Origin of the sequence: Acetobacter papayae (assembly GCF_047721125.1) — a bacterium.
GTDB classification, from domain to species: domain Bacteria; phylum Pseudomonadota; class Alphaproteobacteria; order Acetobacterales; family Acetobacteraceae; genus Acetobacter; species Acetobacter papayae.
On the sequence record NZ_JBDNWF010000007.1, the window covers coordinates 45,725 to 68,543 of the forward strand.

The window sequence follows — 22,819 nt, forward strand, 5'->3', positions numbered from 1 at the left end:
GTCTTGGATGGATCAGGCGGCGTAACTGGCAGACCACTGTTCAAGAATCGTATGATACGGCTTGATGAAATGCTCTTCCGTATATTTCCCCTGTGCGGTCGCCAATTGGGTACGTTCCTCACGGTCGTAGACAATTCGGGTGTTGGAATAATCCTGATACTTCAAACTGGGCTGAAAAAAATCAGCCGCCGCCGCATTGGTGTTGTAAATTTCAGGACGGTAAATCTTCTGAAAAGACTCCATCACACTGATGGTGCTGATAAGCTCCAGAGTGGAGTAATCAGACAAAAGATCACCAAAAAAATAGAACGCCAGAGGTGCGACACTGTTGGCAGGCATGAAATAACGGACCTTCATGCCCATTTTTTCAAAATATTGATCTGTCAGTGAGAATTCACGCTGCTGGTATTCAACGCCCAGAACAGGATGCTGATTTTCTGTCCGGTGATAGGTTCTGTTCGTGGAGACACTAAGGCATATGACAGGCAGCTTCCTGAAATTTTTCTTGTATGCACTGGAATTCATGACGCTCTTAAAGAGATTTCCATGTAAATCACCATAGTTATCGGGCACGCTGAATTCTGGTTTGTCTTTATTGTAATGAGGCAGCAATACGCTGAAGTCATAATCCCTCACATAAGAGGAAAAACTGTTCCCTGCCAGACCTTCTATGCGTTTGTTGTCTCTTTTATCGATGATTGTTGTGTAAAGCACTTCGATTAGAGGAAAACTTCCACGCGCTCCCGCAAAGGCGAGATCCATTTCTACTGTAACGATTTCAAGCTCAATGGAATAACGATCACCCTTAGGGTTATCCCATCGCGCCAAGTCATTAAAACGATTATCAATCATTCGCAGGACGTTGCGCAGGTTTTCCTGCCGCCTCTCCCCTCGTGCCAGATTGGCGAAGTTGGTCGTGAGACGAGTCCGATCAGATGGATGGTAATTCTCATCAAAGCGGAGTCGGTGGATATTGAATGTTGAATCCTGAATCATTTTGGTTCTGTTTGCCTTTTTGCACGAAAAACCAGAATTTGGTTTGTGGTGGTTCAAGGGCCCCCAACATTTGTTTCTGATTTTCTTAAGCGGTAATGGTCATGTCTGCTGTTAAGCAGCGGTGCCTGTCTTATGCCCTAATGGAATAGTGAATGGAAATGATTTGAATTCATTTAACCATTAATTTCATTCATAATATGGGTCGTAATATTGTATCCAAAGAGACGAAAAGGCAGAATCTTGATGAGCTCAAGCCTGTGGGTTTACGGTTAGAATAAGAACCGTAAACGACGGCGCATTATATAGTTCCTGAATATAAATAAATATTTTGTGATTGATTGGTAAATGTACAAATATAAAAGCTACGCTAAACACCATTTCTGTTACAGATTAAGCATTGCTGCTCGGTGAAGGGACACTGCGTTGGGGTCCTGATGTCGCAAAAGAACCATTTTGTACTATCCTGAGGATCAAGTCAGGTGACAGTGAGTGGCCTAATAAATAAGGCATTAGGGTGTTTTCTGATAGTATTTCAATATGTGCCTTTATCCTCTTACGGCACAATACTGGTTCGAATTTCGCACGGGATGCTATTGGTTTTGCAGGTTTTTTATTTTATCGAAAAATCCATCATCTCAGGAACCCTTATAAAGATATGTTGTCGAGTGGTACGGATTATATACGGAGAGAAGTTGCGCTGCTGAGAGGAAAGTTAACCTCAGTTTGCCGTAGTGTATTATGATACCAATGAATGGATTCATTTTGGTGGTGGAAGGGGGAGTTATCATCAGTTACCAAAGCGAACAGGCAGGTCACGCCAAATAATACTTACTGGCGCGGTAACGCGACAGGGTGGCTGCTACCAATAGACGATTACCTGCATTCTTGCCGCCAATATGGTTTTCGTCTTTCGGTTTCGCGCATCGCAGTTTTCTATCATCTCTGATTGTCTGGACTCATATACTGAGCGGGTATGGCACAATTTTGCGTCATGGCATCCCTTCATGATCCCAATGGAGCAAGGGGCATTTCAATCCGGTAGGCTGCCAGAGCAGCCAGAACATGAGCGCTTTCCGTGCGGTTCATCCAGTCAGGAGAAACGTCAGAAAAATAAACGCGTCGACCGGGCCCAACAATCAATATGGTGGGTTTTGGTAACTCCCAGACATTATCAAGACCGTTTATTGTGGCACTGATGGTGCCTTGGGTAACGGCCGCCTGACGTGATGCCTCGTCATAGGTGTAGGTTATTCCCAGCGTGCGTGACAGGGCTAGTCCCCTATCTGTCAGAACAGGAAAAGGCAGGCTGTGACGTTTGACGATTTCAGAAAGGGCTATTGCAGGTTGGGGTGAAATTGCCACCAGAGGTACTCCGGCGGCATGGAGTGTTGGCCAGAGTGTTTTCTGATAGTGCGACAAGGCCAGGTTGCAGGCAGGGCAGCCAGAAAAACGGAAAAATACCAGCACTGCTGGTCCATGCCTGACCAGATCGTCTAAAGATACGGTTCCACCATCAACAGAAGGCAGAGTGAAGGCCGGGATTATATCCCCTTCATGCACGATGCGCGCGGCTGCTGCGGTGCCATGTTCATGCACAAGCAGAGCACGCTGATTGATGTTGATGGCTAGTGCTTCAGGCGCCCATGTAACTCTGCGCTCTTCTTCAAGAGCACGAAACTTTGCACGAAGAGAGTCGGCAGCTACGGGTGTCGTCATCAAAGGCCTCAATAGAAAAAATGGGATCGTTCAATTCTCCCGTAAGATCATCTGCGTTTCATAAGGAGTTTTTGTCATCTTTTACTTGAGGCAAATTCATTGATCGAAATGCCTAGGCTGAAGCGGCGCAGAAACCATGGATTGTACTATGTGAAGGCCGTTTAAGGGCTTCGGTAATTTGTGGACTTTGCAAGGCGTATTAACAGAGATGAAGTGCAGGTTGAGTATTCCTCACTTGATGCACATTAACTCTGGTGATTTCTTTCATATCACTGGGAAATGCTGTCATTAAAGGAGCTGCATATGTCACCTGAGCTGACTGGTTCTCTTAACATTCGCAGCTATCCAGATGGTTTGGTATTTGGAATATCAAGAAAAAGAGAAAAATATATAAAGATAAATTATAAAATGGTTTCTATCAGTCGTCGAATCTGCGCATATGGCGCAGACAGCATGCAGCAGCCATAATGGCGTCTTCACGTCCCCTCCTGCTTAACCAGATCGGCGCTCCTGTAGCGGGGATTCTGGCAGAATACGCGCAGCAGGTCAGGATTCTGCCAGTCGGGAATGCAAATACCCTGCCATGGCTTACGCATGGGGCGGACATCCTCTTTACTGCGCCATCACCTGCATGGTTGCAAGCGCCCATCAATCCACCTGAAGAATGGCGGAGCGGGCCGCGCTGGGTACAGATTGCGTCTTCTGGAATAGATGGTTTTCCAAAATGGGTAACACAGAACAGGATTGTAACCTGTGGACGAGGAGACGCAGCGACACCTATTGCCGAATACGTCATGGCGGCTCTTTTGCGACATGAGCGACAGGTTGATGCGCTGCATCCTACCTCGTCGCGGGAATGGGAAAAAATCACGGTCTCGGCACGGAACGGCGTTCAGGCCGGGTCTCAGAACGCCATCCGTATGGGCACCTTGCACGGGCGGGTTTTGGGGCTGGCAGGCTATGGTGCTCTTGGTCGCGCCATAGCTGCCCGGGCGCGCGTTTTCGGCATGCGTCTTTGCGTGCTGCGTCGCAAATCATGGTCAGCAGACAACGCGGAAAGAAAGAATCTAGACTATGAAAGCAATATTGAAAATTTCAAGATAGTAAAATCATTAGCCGAATTGTTCCGCGAGTCTGATCATCTGGTTCTGGCTATGCCATTAACAGAGGAAACACACAGGATCGTAAATGCCGATGTGCTCGCGCAAAGCCGCCCCGGGCTGCATCTTATCAACGTTGCGCGTGGCGGGCTGATCGATCAGGACGCGTTGCTGACGGCGCTGGATGCGGGCCGCCCTGCTTTCGCGACGCTGGATGTCACCACACCGGAGCCTCTGCCAGATGGGCATGCGTTCTATACCCACCCACGCGTAAGCCTGACTGCGCATGTCAGTTGGGCCGGGCCGGAAGTGCGGGCCAATCTTGCCCAGCGTATCCGAACCAATCTCGAGCGCTATCTCTCGGGGGAGCCGCTTCTCGATACCATAGACCCCACGCGCGGTTACTGACTTTAACACCATCCCATGGCCAACGCTTGTTCCCCAACGATATGGCCAGCAAACCGAAGGACAGAACATGAACGCCATTACCCCTGATACAATCATTGCACCGCAAGCTCGTGCATTCCAGCTTACCCCGCGTAAACCGGCAGCCTCTCATGAGGAAGAACGCCTGCACCGCAGGCAGCGTCTGGCCGCGACATTCCGCCTGTTCGGGCGGTATGGTTTCGATCAGGGACTGGCAGGACATGTTACCGCGCGAGATCCAGAATTTCCCGAACGGTACTGGATCAACCCGCTGGGTGTACATTTCTCACAAATCAGGACTTCAGATCTTCAGCTTGTTGATCATGATGGCAATATTCTGATCGGTAACAGGCCTATCAATACGGCAGGTTTCACCATTCACTCCGCTCTGCACAAAGCCCGCCCGGATGTTATTGCTGCCGCCCACACCCACTCCACCTATGGTAAGGCTTTTTCAGCACTTGGCACGCCGCTTCTGCCTCTGACACAGGATTCCTGCGCGTTTTACGATGACCATGCCCTTTTCAACCCGTTTTCAGGTGTCGTGCAGGATGACAGAGAAGGGGAAAAACTAGCCCAGACACTGGGTAATCGCAAAGCCATCATCCTGCAGAATCATGGTCTGCTGACCGTTGGCAATTCGGTCGAAGCCGCTGCATGGTGGTTCATTACCATGGATAATGCCGCACATGCCCAGTTGCTGGCTCAGGCCGCCGGCACGGTCAGACCAATCGCCCCGGATGTTGCCCGTAAAACGGCGTCTCAGGTTGGCAGCGATCTGGGTGGGTATTTTTCCTTCCAACCGCTGTGGGACTGGATCGTGGCGCAGGAACCGGATCTTCTCGACTGATGTCTGAGAAGACCGCTTCTGGCACGGCGCTGTTTCTGCATTGTGTTGAATTTATCCCTAAATTATGAAGGGTTTTTCATGTCTGTACAGTTTTCTCGCCGTCGTCTGAACCTCGGGGCGCTGGCTCTTCTTGCGGGGAGCGTTACATCCGGCCCCCGCTCGGCCCATGCGGCGGACCTTTCCTCCGTCACGTTGCGCGTTGCCAGCTATCGGGGGTGGGATTCATCTTTGTTACCTGCCACCAATCTGGCTGATTTTCCTTACAAGGTGGAGTTCAGTGAGTTTAACTCGGGAAATCTCATCGCGCAGGCTATTCATGCTAACGCGGTTGATCTGGGGGCGTGGAGCGAAGTTCCCCTTGTTTTCATTGCCGCCTCCCGTGCGAATGTGAAGGTGGTTGCAACGCTTGAGGGGCCATCGACCGATCAGGCCGTAGTGGTGCCAGCCAACTCTCCCGCCCGTTCTTTTGCTGATTTGCGCGGAAAGAAAATCGGCTATATCCGCTCCACCACCGCCCATTATTTTCTGCTGAAAATGTTGCAGCAGGCTGGTCTTGGCCAGACTGACGTAACACTCGTCCCGCTTGGAATGAGTCAGGGCGTGACTGCCCTGAAGTCTGGCAGTCTCGATGCCTGTGCTACATACGGATATATCATTCCGCTGCTCGAAAACGACGGCTCCGCCCGTATCCTGCAAAGCGCGCAGGATATTCTTTCGGGTCATTATTTTCTGGGGGCCAATCCGGCACGGTTGCCTGACCCTGCCTTTTGTGCAGCGGTGGCCGATTACTTTAGCCGACTTGGAAAAGCTTATGCACTCATGGCGCATGATAAGGAACGCTGGGCTAAAGTTGTGGCACCGATCGTTCAGTTGCCTCAGCAGGCTGTCCTGCGTGATCTGGAGGCGCAGAACCGTTCCTACCGGATACGGCCATGGACGGAAAACGATATTCAGAGTGCACGCATCGTTGCGGATACCTTCATCGAGCAGCGCCTGATACCGGCGGATCTGGATCTGCGGCATGTTTTTTCCGATGCATTGTTTTCATCACTGCATGGATAAAAAGAGAAAAAGGATGAATTTTGAATAAATCATAAGATCACTTTCAAATGGATTTTGTATTTTCTGATCTGTTTTGCATGTCACATTTAATGAATTAAAATTTATTGTTATTATTTATTCATTTCTATCTTCACAATAAATTTCTGATTTGCCGCTACCTCAACGGTCGTGCGGCGGGTCTTTCAATCCATTGACGGAAAGCCAACCGACATGACACAAAAACGCAAAATCAGACTTGGTTTCATTCTGCATGGTGTGGGTCGCACCTGGGACGACTGGCGCCATCCAGACCGCGACGTGCGCGCCAGCACCAGTTTTGCGCTGTATCGCAAACAGGCGCAACTGGCTGAAAAAGGAAAGTTCGACTTTCTGTTTGTGGCAGACAGTCTTTCCATTAACGAAAAATCCAGTCCACATTATCTCAATCGTTTTGAACCTTTGACCATTCTTTCAGCACTGGCCGCCGTAACCGAACATATCGGCCTGGTGGGAACGTTGAGTGTCAGCTACACCGAACCCTTTAATGTCGCACGTCAGTTTGCCTCCCTCGATCATATTAGTCATGGCCGGGCTGGGTGGAATGTCGTTACGTCATGGCTGAGTGATACTGCCGCCAATTTCGGGGGAAAGGAGCATCCGGCCCATAGCGAACGCTACCGTATTGCGGCTGAACATTTGGAAGTTGTCCAAGGCCTGTGGGACAGTTGGGAGGACGATGCGCTGGTGGGTGACAAGGCCAGCGGAGTGTTCGTAAACCCTGACAAGCTGCACCGTCTTGACCACACCGGGCGTTACTTTCAAGCGCGGGGGCCGCTCAATATCGGTCGTTCCGCTCAGGGGCAGCCGGTGATTTTTCAGGCAGGTGCCTCCGATACGGGGCGCGACTTTGCCGCACGCCATGCGGAAGCGGTGTTCTGCGGTCCTGCCGATCTGGAAGAAGCCCGTATTTATTATAAAGACCTGAAAGGACGCGCCAGAAAACTGGGGCGCAAGGCGGATGAGCCGCTCATTCTTCCGGGTGTGGCCCCCATTATAGGTCTGACTGAAGAAGATGCTGAAGCGCGGTATCAGGAGCTTGTCGCCCTGACCTCCATCGACACGGGGCTGGGCCTCCTTTCTCGCTCTTTCAATGATCTCGATTTCCGGCAATATGATCTGGATGGTCCATTTCCCGATGTCGCGCATATTGGCAATGAGAGTAACCAGAGTGCCTCTCAGCGCATTCTCAAGCGGGTAAAAGACGCCAATCTCACGATCAGGCAGATTGCGCTCGAACTGGCTACGCCCCGTGGTGATTTTGTTGGTGCGCCAGAAAAAGTGGCGGATGCGCTGCAAAACTGGTTCGAAACTGGCGGAGCGGATGGGTTTGTTGTTTTTGAACCGCTTCCCGGTCAGCTTGAGCTTTTCGTGGAGCACGTCATCCCCATTCTGCAAAAGCGTGGCCTGTTCCGCAATGAATATGAACATGAAACATTCCGCGAGAATCTTGGCCTGCCTTTTGCCGTCAACCGTTATGCGCTCAGGCAAACGCAGGTGGGGTGAGGGTCACTAGAAACTGCATCTGGCTCGGTCATGTCATCTGATTGGGCAATAGAGTTCAGGAAGAGATGATCTATAGCTGGCATATCAGGGCGCGTTACACAGAGTGGCACGCCTCGATATGCCTTTTTTGAATCCTGTATCTGCGGGCAGCGGTTCTGTTTCTGGCTTTGTAGTATGCAGGGTTAAATAGTTCACAATTATAAAAATATACGTAAAATACTTCAGTTTTTTTTATAATTCTGTTTGATATAAATCACGGAAATTCTTGGGGAATAGAATTGAAACTCCACGGAGATTTCCGATACAAATTTGTAAAGATGCAATTCAATGTGAATATTCCCTATATTTGAGGATATTTTATGTCCATATCAAGAAAAGCTTATGTAGTGAATGACATGGCCGCAAGAAAAATGCGATCACGAGCGCCTCATGTTTTAGGGGCGGCATGGTGCGCAGTTCTTCTGAATGTTGCCGGATACGAGGCCAAGGCAGCGGAACACACCTCGCGGCCTTCTAAACAGGCCACCAGACAGCCAGATACAACATCGACAGCCATTGCAGGTAAAGAGCCGTCCGGGATGCGCGGCAGAACAAAAACGACCAAAACTGCTGGCCGTGCTCTGGTGGGAGGTAGTGAGACACTTTCGGTGCGCGGTCGCTCACGGAATGAAAGGCGATTGCAGGAACTACAGAAAACGCCGGTATCAGCCTCGCTTCTGACAGCGCAGACACTTGAGCGTCTGGGTGTCCAGAATACCCGACAACTGGCGCGGTTGACACCTAACCTGTATATTCCCAACAGCATGCCTGGTTATTCGGTCAATAATTATTTCATTCGGGGCATAGGAGAAATCGACCCGCAGGGTGAACCATCGGTAGGGACTTATATCGATGGTGTTTACCTGACCCGCAATATGGGCACCATGCAGGAATTGCTGGATGTGGGCGATATTCAGATCGACCGCGGGCCGGTGGTTTTTTCAGGTCACCAATCTGAAGGTGGGGCGGTAAGGATCAATACTCTCGTGCCGACCAATACGCGCCATGTCGCAATCCAGACCGGCTATGGCACGTATAATGAATATCAGGTGGGGGTCGCGGCCAGCGGTGCGCTTATTCGTGACAAGGTCTATGGCAGCATAGCCTTTGGCCGTCATGCCCGTGATAGCATCGACCATAACTACACGGTTAATAAAGGCACAAACGACATCGACTATACGCAGGCACGTGGCAAACTGCGCTTCACGCCGAATGAGGACTGGGACATTACACTGGCATTTGACGGCACGGTGGATGGCAGCACAAACCGTGGTGTTGGCAACCTGCTCAATCCTTACATCTACGGCAACTATAACCGGATCTATCCTAAAAATAACTATAGTGAGGCAGGGTTTACTGCCAATATCCGCTATACGCTTTCTTCACATCTTTCCCTTCATGCGACGACCGGCATACGGGGTTACGATGATAAAGGCATGTATGACAATTTTGGGGATTACTATTCACGCGCCACACAAAATCTGAATTACCGTAACCGTGCCTATTCAGAAGATATCCACCTGCATGGAGATTACGGCAAGGTCAGTTTCAACACGGGGGCTTACTTCCTGTATGAAGCATGGCTTACGCAGCGATGGGCGAATAACGCGCAGGGTACACTTGCCACGAATACCGCACCCGATGTGCTGACCATTCCGGTTTTTGGCAACATAAACCAGCTTAACCGTAACTGGGCTGTCTATGGGGATGCCACATACCATATCACCCCGACCCTGACCTTTACGGCGGGCCTACGTTTTAACTGGGAAAGTCATTCGAACAGTGAAACTCTGTCCTATCTGGGGCCTGCCTCTTCAAAATATGTTGCAACCCCGACAGAGGCACTTGCTGCCCTGAACTGGGGCGCGCCAACCGGCCTTGCCTGGCAGGCTGATGCATCTACAAGCTACGTTCAGTTGCTCCCCAAGGGTGTATTGAGCTGGCAGGCCCTGCCCAATCTCATGACCTATGTGTCGATTTCACAAGGGGGTAAGTCCGGCGGTTTCGATTTTCGTGCCCAGACCCCAAGCGCTACAGGCGCGTTACAGGCCACCACGCCTTATCGGCCGGAAACCGTCACTACATACGAAATCGGTGTCAAGGCAGACCCGGTTCCGGGTCGCGTACGTTTTAACGGTGCCATCTTCTGGAACCAGTTTGACGATATTCAGCTGACCGTACCCAATGCGCTGACAGGCCTGACCCAGCGCTATAATGCAGGTAATGGACATTCGGCCGGTGCCGAAATTGAAACCTCCATCAAGATTACAAAAGATCTCGACCTGCATTATACCGCCTCTTACCTCTATGCTGTTCTCGACAGCTACTCGGGAACGAGGCAACAGGTTACGCTGGCCAGCGGTCAGGTTTACAATACAACACCCTATGCCGGGGCTGCCCTGCCTTATTCTCCCCGTTTCCAGACAATGGGTGCGCTGACCTACCACATTCCGCTTAACCTGCCCGGACGGTTCGAAATTGGTGCGGATGTTTCCTTCCAGACTGCCGCCTATACCAGTTCGGCCATTAATCCGCAGACCCGGATCGCGCCACAGACTTATATCAATGCCATGGCCAGTTGGAGCAGCCCTGACAGGCGCTGGAGTGTTCAGGCGACAGGCCGCAACCTGCTCGATCACAGATATATCCAGTCTGAAAGCCTTGGGTTGATGAAGGAAACAACAAAAACCGGCGCCACTGTGTATGCACCGTATTACGAGGGCGTGTATTTTGCTGATCCACGCACGATTTTTGTATCAGCCAAATATTCATTTTGAACGTCAGATGGAATTTCTGAACCTGTCTGGCATGCACAAAACCGTTTTGACAGAAAATGGATCAATGGCAGTATGAACGGACCATGGATCAATACAATGCCTGATATTGCAAGCGATGTGCCAGATGAACTGGTAAGGCGCTTCGCCTCGCGCGCAGCCGATTCCGACCGTAAAGGTGAGATCGGGTTCGAAAATATCGAAGACCTGCGCAAGGGGGGGTATCTCGCTTTGGCTGTGCCACGGCAACAGGGCGGCGGCGGTGCCTCATTGCGCGAAATTGCGACTGTTGTGGGAAAGGTAGCGGAAGGTGACCCTTCCACGGCGCTTATTCTCGCCATGCAGTATCTTCAGACCGTCGCTATCGTGCGGTCTGAAAGATGGCCGGGCACCGTGCGTGACGAAGTTATTGAAACCATTGTCCGTTCCGGTGCGCTGCTCAACGCATTGCGGGTCGAGCCGGAGTTAGGAACCCCGGCACGCGGTGGTATTCCGGCTACGCGGATACGCAGGGATAAGAACCGTTATCTGCTTTCAGGCAGCAAGATTTTTTCCACCGGCTCCTCGGCGCTGCATTGGGGAGTCGTCTGGGCCGCCACAGCGGAAGAGACCCCACGCATTGGTCAGGTTCTGGTGCCGCTTGCCTCGCCGGGCATAAGGATAGAGAAAAGCTGGCACCATCTTGGGATGCGCGCTACCGGCAGCGACACCATTATTTTCGAAGATGTAGAAGTGCCCGAGCGCTATCTCATCAATTTCGAAAGCAATCATATCAATCCGGAAACCCCTGCGCTGGCGACCTGGCACATGGTTATTGTTCCTGTTCTGTATGATGCAATCGCACGTTCAGCCCGCAACTGGTTGATAGACTTTCTCGAAAGTCGCGTGCCGACTGCGCTGGGGCACCCGCTTTCGACACTACCGCGTTTTCATGCTGTGCTGGGAGAAATCGACGGGTTGCTGCTTACCAACCGTGCCTTGCTGGAATTCGCATTGGCACGGGCAGAAAATCTTATGATCAGTCCAAGCGAAGCCGCGCAAGTCAAGCGCCTGACAACTGAAAACGCCATTACGGCTGTTGCTCGGGCTGTTGAGGTGACAGGCAACCCCGGTCTCAGTCAGGACAATCCGCTCGAACGCCACTACCGTAATGTTTTGTGTGGGCGTATTCATACGCCCCAGGCGGATGCCGTTCTTGAAGGGGCCGGACGAGCTGTATTTGAAAACCAGCGCGGCAACTGAACAAGGGCAGGGGGCAGCCTGTTAGTCAGTGGACGTTACGGCAAAAAGGAATGGCTGGTGCCGTCCAAAACGGTAGCTTTCGTGTTCATTTTTCCTGCGTGTCTGCTCGGGAATGAGGTGAGTGGTTTATTTATGAATAATAGAGAATATATGTATAGAATGAAATTTATGGTGGGATTGAGTTGACAGAATACTTATTAAGTTTTGGTATTTTTCTCGGATTGTAATGAGCAAAATTCCAATTATATATTCAATACCTGGGGGTTTTATTGCTCTTTGTATTGCGTAGTTCCGACTTTGCGGTAAGCAAAGTCGGAGCGGGTATCGAACAAACACCTCGAAATGCTCAAACAGTATTTTCTTTTTCCATATCCGCATGACTGAGTGTTTTCATGCTCTGCAATTTACGCTGTAAAAAGTCCAAACGGTCCTGACCCCAGAACAGTTCATTATCCAAAACGTAAGTGGGCGTGCCAAAAATGCCCAGATGTTCAGCATCTTCAAGGTTTTTGAGCCACGCTTTCATGACTTCTGGTGTGTCTGATGCTGCCAGAAGGGTTTTCCCATCTGTACCCGTTGTTTCCTCCACCAATGCGCAGAGTGTCTCAGGGTCTGCTATGTCCCGGTCTTGCGCCCATAGTGCGGACTGGATGCCCCATGAAAGTCCGGCTCCATCCAGTCCCTGCAGATCAGCCGCAATAACCAGACGTGCAGCGGGTTCGATGGTTCGGCACGGATAAAACTTCGGGTCCAGATTCAGGGGGAGATTCAGGAAGTCACGCCACCGACGTAATTCCACACGGTGATATTCCTGACGTGCGACAGGCCTTGTGCGCAGAGGAATGCCTCCATTAGCCTGAATAATACGGATAGGCCGCAGAATCAGACTGGCTCCTTCCTGCGCAACGATCTGCCTGAGCTTGGGGAACCCCAAATATGCCCATGGGGAAGAGATGCCATAAAACGCTTCTACCACAGGGCGTGTATCGGTTTTGTTCATGATGGATGTCCTTATCATTACAGAAGACATTGTCTGAAGGGCGTGTATTCTTGCGTGGTTGAACGACTCCTTGCGTGAATTACCGCTGTTTGTCGCCCCCTCGCTTTTGCAGCCTCTGCCTCAAAGTGTTCGGTTCATAGTTTTGCCAGGCGTTTTGAACCTTCTTTTCATACAAAATAATCTTGGCATATAGATTCAGTGCAACACAATTACACTAATTAATAACGCATTAATATTTTGTAACTGTATGTTATAATTGTATTTTTTATGAAAAAATGACCCATTTCGTTTTCGATCCTCAACTGGGATGTGCCACGTATGTGCTTCCAGCGCATGAGGTTATTGAATTTATGTTGGCATGTCATTCATAAACATCATATACGTATGACGAAGGTGTATTGTTGATTTATATATTCACTAATTGTGAATGTGTTTTGTGGAGCCTGTGCCATGGTCTTTGTTACCGCGAAAGTGCATTTCATACCGGTAGCGTTCGCCCTTACTTGCGTAAGCTCGGTAGCGCTGGCGACCACGGCACCTACGAAAAAATCGGGAACAGACAAGATCAGCCATCCGGCGCATCGCACCGCGTCAGGTGTCGGGAACGCACATCCCAAGCCGGTTAACGGCCGCCAGGAAGATCTGTTTGTCGTGTCTAGCCGTGCGCCGAATGGTGTAAGCAATACCACGCCTGGTGGTGGGCTTTTGCCTATACAGACCGCGCCGCGGCTGCAAAGCGGTGTAACGCGGGATTTCATAGCCAAACAGGCGCAGACATCCAACGCGCTGAGTCTTCTCCAGATGTCACCCGGGGCCGTTGTCGGTAGTGCCGATCCTTTGGGCCTGTCAGATCATGCCGGTATCAGCGTACGTGGGATGGATGTCAGTGAACTGGGGCTTGTTTTTGAAGGTATGCCGGCTGGCGATCCAATTTATGGCATTGCTGACACTGCGGAATGGGCAGATACGGAAAATATCTCCCGTATTACTCTGACACAGGGCAGCAGTGATATCGCAACCCCGTCCTACAGTGCGGTTGGTGGGCAGATTTCTGCAGAACTTCGGAACCCTTCAAGAAGGCGCGGTGGCTTTCTGGAACTGAGCGGTGGCACCCATGCCACGAACAAGGATTTCCTGCGTTTTGACACGGGCGAACTAGGGCATTCCGGTGTATATGCTTTTGTTTCAGGCTCTTATACCCGTAACAACAACTGGCGTGGCCCCGGCACAAACCGCCGTTATCATGTGGATGCCAAGCTGACCAAGAGCTGGGGTGAGGGAAGTCATACTGCTGTAGTGTTTACGTGGAACACGGTAGATGAATCCCCCACACGTTACCTGTCGCTGTCTCAGTGGCAGCAATATGGCCGGTCCTATAACTACGCAGGACAGTACACCCCCGGTTCCACGGATTATTACCGGCAATTCCAGTACGACCGTACATCGGTCATGATCAGCGCGCCAACGCATTTCGTACTGACCAACAGCCTGAGCGCCGATGTTACGCCCTATTATCAGTGGATGAGCGGTTCTGTCCCCAGTGCGACAACGCTAAGCCCGGGCAAGATCTATTATGGCAACGAATCTGCCGGAACGATTGATTTTCCGACCGTTTACGACGGCAAAGCCGCCGTTGCGGCCATAGCGGGTTCCAATAGCTATAATGCAGGGTTCACGGGTAATCTTGCCCTGCATACTGGTATCAATACGCTGCGTGCTGGTTACTGGTATGGAAATCTGAATAAGAACTCCCTGTACGATTACGCTCCGATCAGCAGTAACGGCAACATTATGGATGGCACTATCCGCACCCAGTCCGGAGCCGTGCTGGCGACAAAGAATTTCCATCTTATGCAGCAGGTCAACGGTTTTTATATCGAAGATACACTCTCCCTGCTCGATCACCGTCTGGATATTACGGCTGGTTTTAAGGAAGTTCTGATGTCCCGGTCCGGCACGAACAATATTCCCGGGGCAACATATAGCTGGTCCACCAACACGGCTACGCCGCTGCCGCGCATGTCTGTCAGTTACAAGATCACGCCGCAGGATACGGTGTTCTTCAATGCCTCCACCGGCTTTCATGCGCCTGCGTCCGACGTGCCCTATTATGACGCATTCAACATGTCTACCGGCAAGCTTGCTACCCGCGGTCGTACCGATCTGAAAAATGAATATGCAATCAGCGAGGAACTGGGTTTCAGGCATACGGGGCTGGTCAATGTTTCCGTCGGTCTGTTTAACTATAACTTCACGAACCGTCAGGTATCCAGCTCAGTGTATGTCGATGGTGCCTTGACCACCAATTTCATCAACGCAGGCGGGCAGACAACCCGCGGTGCTCAGGCTGAACTCGCGCTGCGGCCATGGCACCATTTCAGCCCTTATGTGTCCGGGCAGTATCTGCATGCCACTCTCGACAACAATCTTGCCGTCGGGAACGATTATCTGCCGACAAAAGGCAAGACAGCGATCATGAGCCCCAAGTTTACGGCATCAATCGGCATCTCCTATGATGATGGTCGCTTTTTCGGGAATGTCTATTTCAATTATGTCGACTCCCAGTATTCGACATTCATGAACGATGAGAGCATTCCCGCTTACAAGACTGCCAACGCCACACTGGGCTATCGCATGAAATCCTTTGGCTTCCTGCGTAGTCCGCAGATTATGGTTAATCTGATCAATATCGGAGACAGCAATTACCTGTCGGGGGTTTATTCGGCAAAGACCAATGCCAAGACAACCCGGGGTATCTATGGTACATCCATCGCCGGGAGTGCTCCCACCTATTACCTTGGTGGTGGTTTTGCGACTGTTGTTGGAATTAGCACAGGCTTTTGATATTTCATGATAACGATGCGGCAAATCGAGGCGTTCCATGCTGTCATATCCATTGGCAGTATGACAGGGGCTGCAAAATATCTGGGACGAACGCAGTCCGCTGTCAGCCGCCTCATACTGGAACTGGAACAGGCTACGGGGCTGACGCTGTTCCAGCGCTCTGGTACACGGCTTCGCGCGTCGGAAGATGCCATGCTGCTTTACGAGGAAGTCCGGCGTTCGTTTATCGGCCTGCGCTCTATCGAGGACAAGGTGCGCGAAATTGCCAGCGGCGTGGGCCGCAGGCGGATTAATGTCGGGGCAACGCCGGCCCTTGCAAGTGGGATCGTTCCACGGGCCATAGCCCGCATGAATGATGACAGCACAACCACCCTGACAGCCATGACATCGGAAAGTGTATGCCATGCCGTGGCTGATGGCGGGATCGACCTCGGACTGGTCACGTTGCCTCTGGAGCATGAAAACGTGCACCTGCACTGGATCGGAGAAGCACCCTGTGTGGCGGTTCTGTCAGAGCAGGATCCGCTGGCACAAGAAGCCGTTATCTCGCTTAAACATCTTTCTAACCGGCAGATACTGACAGTCGCCAATCCTTTCCGGCTCAGGGGCGTGGTTGACGTTGCGCTGAAAGCCAACGGCATCAGCACACAGGCCAAGCTTGAAACCAACACCTCCCTGACAGCCGTTTTAGCGGCAAGGGAAAATCTGGGTATTGCACTGGTTGAGCCGGTTACGGCTTACGGTATTCCCGTGCAGGGTACGGTGGTGCGACCACTGGCCGAAATCATACCTTGGGTCTGGAGTGTTCTGACCCCTGTTTTCAGGCCCTTGAATACCGAGGTCGAACGTCTGATCGAAAGTATCGGCAGCCTTGCGGAAGACTTGATCCCGGGCTTTCACCGGCATCCGCCTGAAGATCTGGAAAAACTTCAAAAGCGACTGTTCAGAGCAGGCGCGGAGGACAAAGCTCGTGGCACACGATAATGGCCTGACCAGACTGGAAGAGCGGCTGAAACGTGAAATGGAAGAGCTGAATCTTCCTGCTCGTTCATGGGTTTCCCAGACAAGCCAAGCAAACAAGCCTGATTATGATGTCATTGTCATTGGTGGCGGTATGCTGGGGCTGTCTGCCACTGCGGCCTTGCTTTTTCAGGGCATAACATCCGTGATCTGCCTCGACCGTGCGGAGCAGGGGCGTGAAGGGCCGTGGTTGAATTACGCCCGCATGCCTACCCTACGAACCCCTAAAACTGCTGTGGGGCCAGCGCTCGGTGTTCCTGCCCTGACATTTCGTGCGTGGTTCAGTGCGCAATATGGTGCCGAGGCCTGGAACGCGCTGGATAAAATTCCAACCCCGATGTGGATGGCGTATCTTTGCTGGTACCGTAAGGTTCTGGATTTGCCAGTGCGCAACCAGACAAACGTGACGGATATCGCCTTTTGTGACAATGGGCTGATAGCAGTCTCGGTCAGGGGCAGTGACGCACCGCTGACGGCCCGCCGTGTCGTGATTGCTACCGGAATTGACGGGCTGGGTCAGCCCGCTCTGCCGCCGGTAAGCAGTAAAATGTCTAGGAAATTTTACGCACATTCATCTGACATGGTGAATTTCGAAGCCCTGCAGGGTAAACGGGTTGGCGTGGTGGGAGCCGGAGCTTCTGCCATGGACAATGCGGCGACAGCGTTGGAAGCTGGTGCCAGCAGGGTGGATCTGTTTGTTAGGCGAGCACAGCTGCCTGATATCGACAAGTTCAGCGGTATCAGCAATGAAGGGCTGATTGTCGGGTACGTGGGCCTGCCGGATGAAATTAAATGGAAAATCATGCGCTCAGGATATGAGTTTCCGGTTCCGGCCCCGCGTGACAGCGTGCTGCGTGTTTTCCGGCATGCCAATGCCCATATGCGTCTGGATAGCCCGATTGTGGATGCGCGAGAGCATGCCGATGGACTGATTGTGCGCACTCCCCATGGCGAGGTGGAACTGGATTACCTTATTTTTGCAACCGGTTTTGCCTGCGCGCTAGACAAAAGGCCCGAACTGCGCAGGCTTGCCCCTCTGGTACGCCTATGGGAGGACAGCTTTACCCCCGCAGCAGGGGAAGACTGCGCCGGGCTTGCCGCACTACCCGATCTGGCAGACGATTTTTCATTTAAAGCCAAAAGCCCCGAACATGCTGCTGAGCTTTCGCGTGTTTACGCATTCAGTTTCGATGCGACACTCAGCCATGGTAAACTGACGAGTGGTGCGCCCGGGCTGACCGAGGCGGCCCAGCGTCTGGCGCGTGGTATTGTTTCCTCGCTGCTACGGGACGATGCAAAAATCATCTTGAAACAGTTCGAGGATTACAGTCGTTCCGAACTGCAGGGCAACGAATGGTCGCCAGAACAGGTTGTAACAACCGCCCACACAAAAGAGACAATGCCATGACACGTGATGTGCAAACGCTTTACAGCAATAGCCTGGTAATTGACGGTCTGCAGACCTGTGCATGGAGCCGACCTGTTTTTGAGGAAATGCGTTCTGCTGGCCTGACTGTAGTCAATGCCGCCTCCCTCCTGTGGGAAAACTTTAGCGAAGGCATGGCATATATCCGCACATGGGAGCAGCTTTTCGCCGATAATGCGGATCTGATCATGCCAATCCGCAATGTGGACGATATTGAAACGGCCAAACGCACCGGCCGGACCGGGATCAGCATTGGCTGGCAGAATACGTCTCCTCTGGAAGACAGGCTGGATTATATCCGCCTGTTCAAGCTGCTCGGTGTCAACATCATGCAGCTGACTTATAATACGCAGAATTATTCTGGTGCCGGATATCTGGAACTGCGCGACAGCGGGCTGACTGGTTTCGGGCGTGAGGTCATTGCTGAAATGAACCGCCAAGGCGTGCTGTGCGACCTCAGCCACGTGGGTGACCTGACGGCAGCTGAAGTCATTGAGCACTCACGTAAGCCGGTTTGCATTTCGCATGTGCTGCCCCGAGCCCTGCACGATGTAAAACGCAACAAACCTGATGATCTGTTCAGGGCCTGCGCTGCTAAGGGCGGTGTGATCGGTCTTAGCCTGTTCGCGCCCGGTTTGAAGGCTGGCAACGATGCCACGATAGAAGATTATCTGGACGCCATGTCTTATGTTCTGGACGTTGTGGGTGAAAACCATGTCGCTATCGGCACAGACTTCAGTACGGGGCATCCCCGCCCTGGCCCGTGGCAGGTATGGGCGAACCGCGATAAGGGCTATGCCCGGCAACTGACCAATTTTGCCCAGACGGTTATCCGTAAACCGGCAGGCATTGCAACAATTACAGAAACACCCAACCTTGTTCCGGCCATGCTCCGTCGCGGCTGGTCGGAAACGTGGATTACAAAAATTCTCGGGGAAAACTGGCTCCGTGTCTTCCGCGAAACATGGACAGCAGAAACATGACTACGCCTCTGCTCCTGAACCGGCGCGGTTTTCTGCTCGGGGGCACTGCGGCAGGTGCTACACTTGCTACAGGTGCCCGCGCGGAAAACATGACCGTATTGACGGTCGCCGGTTTCGCAGGGCCGTTTCAGAGTATTTTTCGTTCGGTTGTCATGGATACGTTCGAGCGCAAACGGCCGGGTGTCAGGGTCGTTTATAGACCGGTCATGAACTCTGCTCAGATGCTGGCCATGCTGCGTCTGGAACGTCAGGCCCCGCAGGTTGATGTGGCCATTACCGATATTTCAATCTCCTTTCTGGCGACGGCTGAAAAACTTCTGGCGCCACTGGCACCGGCAGCCGTGCCCAACCTTGCTGCACTGCCCCAATGGGCACAGCCTGACGGCATGATGGGCGTTGCATTTTCAACCGATAATCTGGCTCTTTTATACGATACGCGGGTTCTGAAATCGCCACCGCAAAGTTGGCTCAATCTGGCAAACCCGGATCTGTCTGATCAGATTTGTCTGCCTGTGGAAGACACAAGGGGGGTGGTGCTCCTGCCTTTGCTGACCCGCATGCAGGGAGGGGATTACCGGCAGAGCATAGAACCCGGTCTGGCCCTGATGCGCCGCTTCGCACCTCTGGTCGCGACATGGAACGCCCAACCTGATCTGTATACTCTTTTGCTGGCTGGAACCGTAGCGCTAGGCGTTGGCTGGAACGGGCGTGGAAGCATGATCGCACAGGCCAATCCGGGGACATTGTCCGCAGTGATCCCGCGAGAAGGTAGTGTCGCGCAGATCAATACACTCAACCTGACCGCCCATGCGCCTGCGGGCGATCTGGCTCAGGCGTTTATCGATCACGCCCTTTCAGCGGATGTTCAGGCAGCGTTTGCAGCCCGGGCGTATTATGGGCCAGTGAACAGCCGTGTTGTACTGCCCGAAGTCCTGAAACTTGCCATATCAGGTCCGCCGGGTGTCGCGGCAAAAGCCATGCAACTCGACTGGCATTTTGTCAGCGCGCATTACAGTGAATGGGTACGCCGTATCCAGCGAGAGGTTATCAGTGGTTGATGCTGCATCCTACCTGACTATCAGGAACCTGCACAAAACCTATCCCGGTTCAGCAGTGCCAGCCGTAGCGGATGCCTCCCTTACGCTCGAACGCGGGCGCATGCTCACACTGCTGGGTCCATCGGGCTGTGGCAAGACCACATTGCTGCGGATGCTGGCCGGGCTGACACTGCCGGAATCAGGTCTGGTGCTGGTCGGTGGCCGCTCCATGATCGGTGTGCCCCTGCACAAACGCAATATGGGCATGGTGTTTCAGTCCTATGCCCTGTTTCCGCATCTGGATGTTACGCGCAATATCGCCTTCGGGCTGGAGGTGAGGGGGCTGAACGAGACTGCCCGCCGCAAGCGCGTAGGGGACATGATAGACCTTATGCATCTGGGCGGGCTGGAACACAGGCGCGTTGCCGATCTTTCAGGCGGGCAAAGGCAGCGTGTCGCTCTGGCCCGTGCTCTTGCGATCGAGCCTGATATTCTCTTGCTGGACGAGCCTCTGGCCAATCTGGATGTCAAGCTGCGGGGCATCATGCGTGATGAAATCCGTAGCCTGCAACGCCGTCTGGGTATTACCTCGGTATTCGTAACACATGATCAGGAGGAAGCTCTTTCGATTGCGGATGTTGTGGCCGTTATGTCTGGCGGGCATATCCGCCAGATCGGCACTCCTGTCGAGATTTACGACCGTCCTGCCAGCCGTTTTGTGGCATCCTTTGTTGGGCGCGGCAATTTTCTATCAGCCCACTTCGTACATGCGGGCAGTGCTGATATTGACGGTTTAGGCCGCATGCCCATTCCAGAGGACATCATACCATGGGATGGCGCGGGCACCCTGTTTGTACGCCCGCACCATATCCACCTTGGCGCACCACAGGCCGGAGCTTACACATGCACCGCCAGAGTGGAAGATATTGTCTACACGGGAGATCGCTACCTTATCACCGCACAGGTTGGTCAGTATCGCTTGTGCGTGGAACAACCGGTCCCCCTGCCAGCCGGAATAAGCATCGGGCAGGATGTGCCTCTTTCATGGCTGCCAAGGGACATGCGCTTTGTCGCGGAGGACAGGACATGAGCGGGAGCATGCAGGCGTATCCCCGCTGGTTGCGCGGGCTGCTGCTTGCTCCGGGTCTGCTGGCACTAGCTGTCACCTTTATACTGCCGCTCATATGGCTGGGCCGGATATCGGTTTTACCCAGAAGTGGGGATGGTGTGACCCTTCCCGGGTTTACACTACAGGCTTACCAGCATGTGCTTGGTGACGGGTTTTACTGGTGGGTGCTCTGGAAAACGGTCTGGCTTGGGGTGCTGACAGCAGCCCTTGCCGTACCTATGGCTTTTCCTATCGCACTTTTTCTTGCTCGCACGACAACGCGCTGGCGTGGGGTTCTGGCTGCTCTGGCAATAGCGCCGCTTCTGACATCAACAGTTATCCGCACCTATGGCTGGATGGTCATTCTGGGGCGGCATGGCATGATTAACGACATGCTTTTGTGGTCGGGGTTGCTGGCCACGCCTGTCCGGCTTGATAACGGCACACTGGCGACGGTTATCGCATTGACAGAAATTCTGATGCCTTATGCCATTATATCGATCCTGAGCAATCTGGGGCGTCTGAATATGGAAATCGAACAGGCCGCAGCCCTGTTGGGGGCAACCCCTGTACAGGTGTTCCGCCGCGTTGTTCTGCCTTTGGTTCTGCCCGGGTTGATGACCGCAGCATTGCTGGTTTTTGTTCTTGCTATCAGTTCGCTTGTGACCCCCCAACTCATGGGTGGAGGGCGGGTGTTTGTGCTTGCGACTGAAATTTTCAACGAAACAACAGTAACCCTGAACTGGCAGGTTGCCGGAGCGCTCTCCATTCTGCTGCTGCTCCTGTTCGGTGGGGTTATTTCTGTCTACCAGCGCATTCTCAGTCGTATGGAGGAGCGGTTTTGAAACGCTCTGTCGGCCTGTGGTGCTGGAGGGGGCTGATTGTCGCCCTTTACGCGTTTCTGCTGGCTCCGCTTGTAGTCGTGCTTGTGGTCTCGTTCGATACCAGACCCTACCTGCGTTTCCCGCCCGAGCACCTGTCTTTAGGGTCTTATGTTGCGGTTTTGCACAATACCGCGTTTTTGCATGCGGGGCTGCTCAGCATTCTGGTTGGAGGGGCTGCGGCTTTGGTATCGCTCGCTGTCGGTACTGCGGCGGCCTTTGCGTTGGGTGGTAAGGCTTTTCCCGGCAGGGCTGTTGTGCAGGCCGTGCTTTTTTCCCCCATGGTGGTGCCCCATATCGTACTCGCGGTCGGGCTGATGATGACATTGCAGCCGTTTGGGCTGCTGGATACGCTGAGCGGTCTGGTTATCGCGCATGTTGGCATTACTCTGCCCTATGTTGTGCGCATCGTACTATCAGGACTGAAAAGCCTCGACCCCGCATGCGAGGAAGCTGCCCGCCTGCATGGCGCGACACCTTGGCAGGCATTCTGGCGTGTGACGTTGCCCGGATTACGTATGACACTGCTTGCCGCCGGGCTGATCGCCTTTCTGTTTTCGTTTGACGAGGCCGTTATCGTTCTGTTCATCGCAGGACATCGGGCCACGACTTTGCCGCTTGCAATCTATCATTATATCCAGTTCAGGACAGATCCACAGGTGGCTGCCCTGTCCGTTCTGGTTGTCCTCGCCAGTATGATCCCTGTGGTCATAATCGAGCGCGGTATCAACATTCGTCGTGCCCTAGCAGGATAGAACGGGAGAAATTCAGGA

18 protein-coding genes are annotated in these 22,819 nt (G+C 52.6%); 15 read left to right on the plus strand and 3 right to left on the minus strand.

All coding sequences use genetic code 11. The features are described 5' to 3' along the window. Window positions 1-12 precede the first annotated feature (12 nt). Together ABF757_RS03985 and ABF757_RS03990 are read right to left on the minus strand one after the other, a co-directional pair. The gene (locus ABF757_RS03985; protein WP_415481016.1) at window positions 13-996 is read right to left on the minus strand and encodes a DUF1852 domain-containing protein; all 984 of its coding nucleotides are present in this window, start codon (window positions 994-996) and stop codon (window positions 13-15) included. A 1,002-nt stretch (window positions 997-1,998) separates the two neighbouring features. Beyond that, window positions 1,999-2,712, minus strand: a complete 714-nt coding sequence (locus ABF757_RS03990; protein WP_415481017.1) for a peroxiredoxin-like family protein — start codon at window positions 2,710-2,712, stop codon at window positions 1,999-2,001. 303 nt (window positions 2,713-3,015) lie between these two features. Between ABF757_RS03990 and ABF757_RS03995 the strand changes: the two genes are divergently transcribed. The 7 genes from ABF757_RS03995 to ABF757_RS04025 all read left to right on the plus strand — a co-directional run bounded on the left by ABF757_RS03995 (window position 3,016) and on the right by ABF757_RS04025 (window position 11,747). After that, window positions 3,016-3,180 (plus strand): hypothetical protein, encoded by a 165-nt coding sequence (locus ABF757_RS03995; protein WP_415481018.1) that lies wholly within the window; start codon window positions 3,016-3,018, stop codon window positions 3,178-3,180. Beyond that, entirely contained in the window at window positions 3,180-4,220 is a 1,041-nt protein-coding gene (locus ABF757_RS04000) for an NAD(P)-dependent oxidoreductase (RefSeq protein WP_415481020.1), read from the plus strand. Before ABF757_RS03995 ends, ABF757_RS04000 begins: the two co-directional genes overlap by 1 nt. 67 nt (window positions 4,221-4,287) lie before the next feature. Next, complete coding sequence (locus tag ABF757_RS04005) at window positions 4,288-5,088, plus strand: class II aldolase/adducin family protein (protein ID WP_415481021.1); 801 nt, start codon at window positions 4,288-4,290, stop codon at window positions 5,086-5,088. 78 nt (window positions 5,089-5,166) lie between these two features. Beyond that, window positions 5,167-6,150, plus strand: a complete 984-nt coding sequence (locus ABF757_RS04010) for an ABC transporter substrate-binding protein (RefSeq protein ID WP_415481022.1) — start codon at window positions 5,167-5,169, stop codon at window positions 6,148-6,150. Window positions 6,151-6,360: 210 nt separating this feature from the next. Next, on the plus strand, window positions 6,361-7,692 hold the full coding sequence (locus ABF757_RS04015; RefSeq protein ID WP_415481023.1) for an LLM class flavin-dependent oxidoreductase: 1,332 nt from the start codon (window positions 6,361-6,363) through the stop codon (window positions 7,690-7,692). A 578-nt stretch (window positions 7,693-8,270) separates the two neighbouring features. Continuing rightward, a complete protein-coding gene (locus ABF757_RS04020) occupies window positions 8,271-10,508 on the plus strand; it encodes a TonB-dependent receptor (protein WP_415481024.1) in 2,238 nt (745 codons plus the stop codon). Window positions 10,509-10,604: 96 nt separating this feature from the next. Next, the gene (locus ABF757_RS04025) at window positions 10,605-11,747 is read left to right on the plus strand and encodes an acyl-CoA dehydrogenase family protein (protein WP_415481025.1); all 1,143 of its coding nucleotides are present in this window, start codon (window positions 10,605-10,607) and stop codon (window positions 11,745-11,747) included. A 346-nt stretch (window positions 11,748-12,093) separates the two neighbouring features. Here the strand turns inward: ABF757_RS04025 and ABF757_RS04030 are convergent, their stop codons facing one another. Then, entirely contained in the window at window positions 12,094-12,747 is a 654-nt protein-coding gene (locus tag ABF757_RS04030; RefSeq protein ID WP_415481026.1) for a 2-hydroxychromene-2-carboxylate isomerase, read from the minus strand. A gap of 450 nt (window positions 12,748-13,197) precedes the next feature. Here ABF757_RS04030 and ABF757_RS04035 point away from each other — a divergent pair, with 450 nt between their 5' ends. Genes ABF757_RS04035 through ABF757_RS04070 form a run of 8 tightly spaced genes read left to right on the plus strand, consistent with a single transcriptional unit; the run spans window position 13,198 to window position 22,801 of the window. Then, window positions 13,198-15,591: a TonB-dependent receptor gene (locus ABF757_RS04035; RefSeq protein ID WP_415481028.1), complete on the plus strand. Its 2,394-nt coding sequence runs from the start codon at window positions 13,198-13,200 to the stop codon at window positions 15,589-15,591. A gap of 6 nt (window positions 15,592-15,597) precedes the next feature. Beyond that, window positions 15,598-16,575: a LysR substrate-binding domain-containing protein gene (locus ABF757_RS04040; RefSeq protein ID WP_035370311.1), complete on the plus strand. Its 978-nt coding sequence runs from the start codon at window positions 15,598-15,600 to the stop codon at window positions 16,573-16,575. Further along, window positions 16,562-18,019: an NAD(P)-binding domain-containing protein gene (locus tag ABF757_RS04045; protein ID WP_415481029.1), complete on the plus strand. Its 1,458-nt coding sequence runs from the start codon at window positions 16,562-16,564 to the stop codon at window positions 18,017-18,019. The genes ABF757_RS04040 and ABF757_RS04045 overlap by 14 nt, the downstream gene beginning before the upstream one ends. After that, window positions 18,016-19,020 carry a membrane dipeptidase gene (locus ABF757_RS04050; RefSeq protein ID WP_415481030.1) on the plus strand — a complete coding sequence of 335 codons (1,005 nt, stop codon included), beginning with the start codon at window positions 18,016-18,018 and terminating at the stop codon, window positions 19,018-19,020. The genes ABF757_RS04045 and ABF757_RS04050 overlap by 4 nt, the downstream gene beginning before the upstream one ends. Continuing rightward, the gene (locus ABF757_RS04055; protein ID WP_415481031.1) at window positions 19,017-20,078 is read left to right on the plus strand and encodes an extracellular solute-binding protein; all 1,062 of its coding nucleotides are present in this window, start codon (window positions 19,017-19,019) and stop codon (window positions 20,076-20,078) included. Before ABF757_RS04050 ends, ABF757_RS04055 begins: the two co-directional genes overlap by 4 nt. Further along, a complete protein-coding gene (locus ABF757_RS04060) occupies window positions 20,071-21,147 on the plus strand; it encodes an ABC transporter ATP-binding protein (RefSeq protein WP_415481032.1) in 1,077 nt (358 codons plus the stop codon). The genes ABF757_RS04055 and ABF757_RS04060 overlap by 8 nt, the downstream gene beginning before the upstream one ends. Beyond that, entirely contained in the window at window positions 21,144-22,010 is an 867-nt protein-coding gene (locus ABF757_RS04065) for an ABC transporter permease (RefSeq protein WP_025859791.1), read from the plus strand. Before ABF757_RS04060 ends, ABF757_RS04065 begins: the two co-directional genes overlap by 4 nt. Then, on the plus strand, window positions 22,007-22,801 hold the full coding sequence (locus tag ABF757_RS04070) for an ABC transporter permease (RefSeq protein WP_415481033.1): 795 nt from the start codon (window positions 22,007-22,009) through the stop codon (window positions 22,799-22,801). Before ABF757_RS04065 ends, ABF757_RS04070 begins: the two co-directional genes overlap by 4 nt. The last annotated feature ends 18 nt before the right edge of the window (window positions 22,802-22,819 follow it).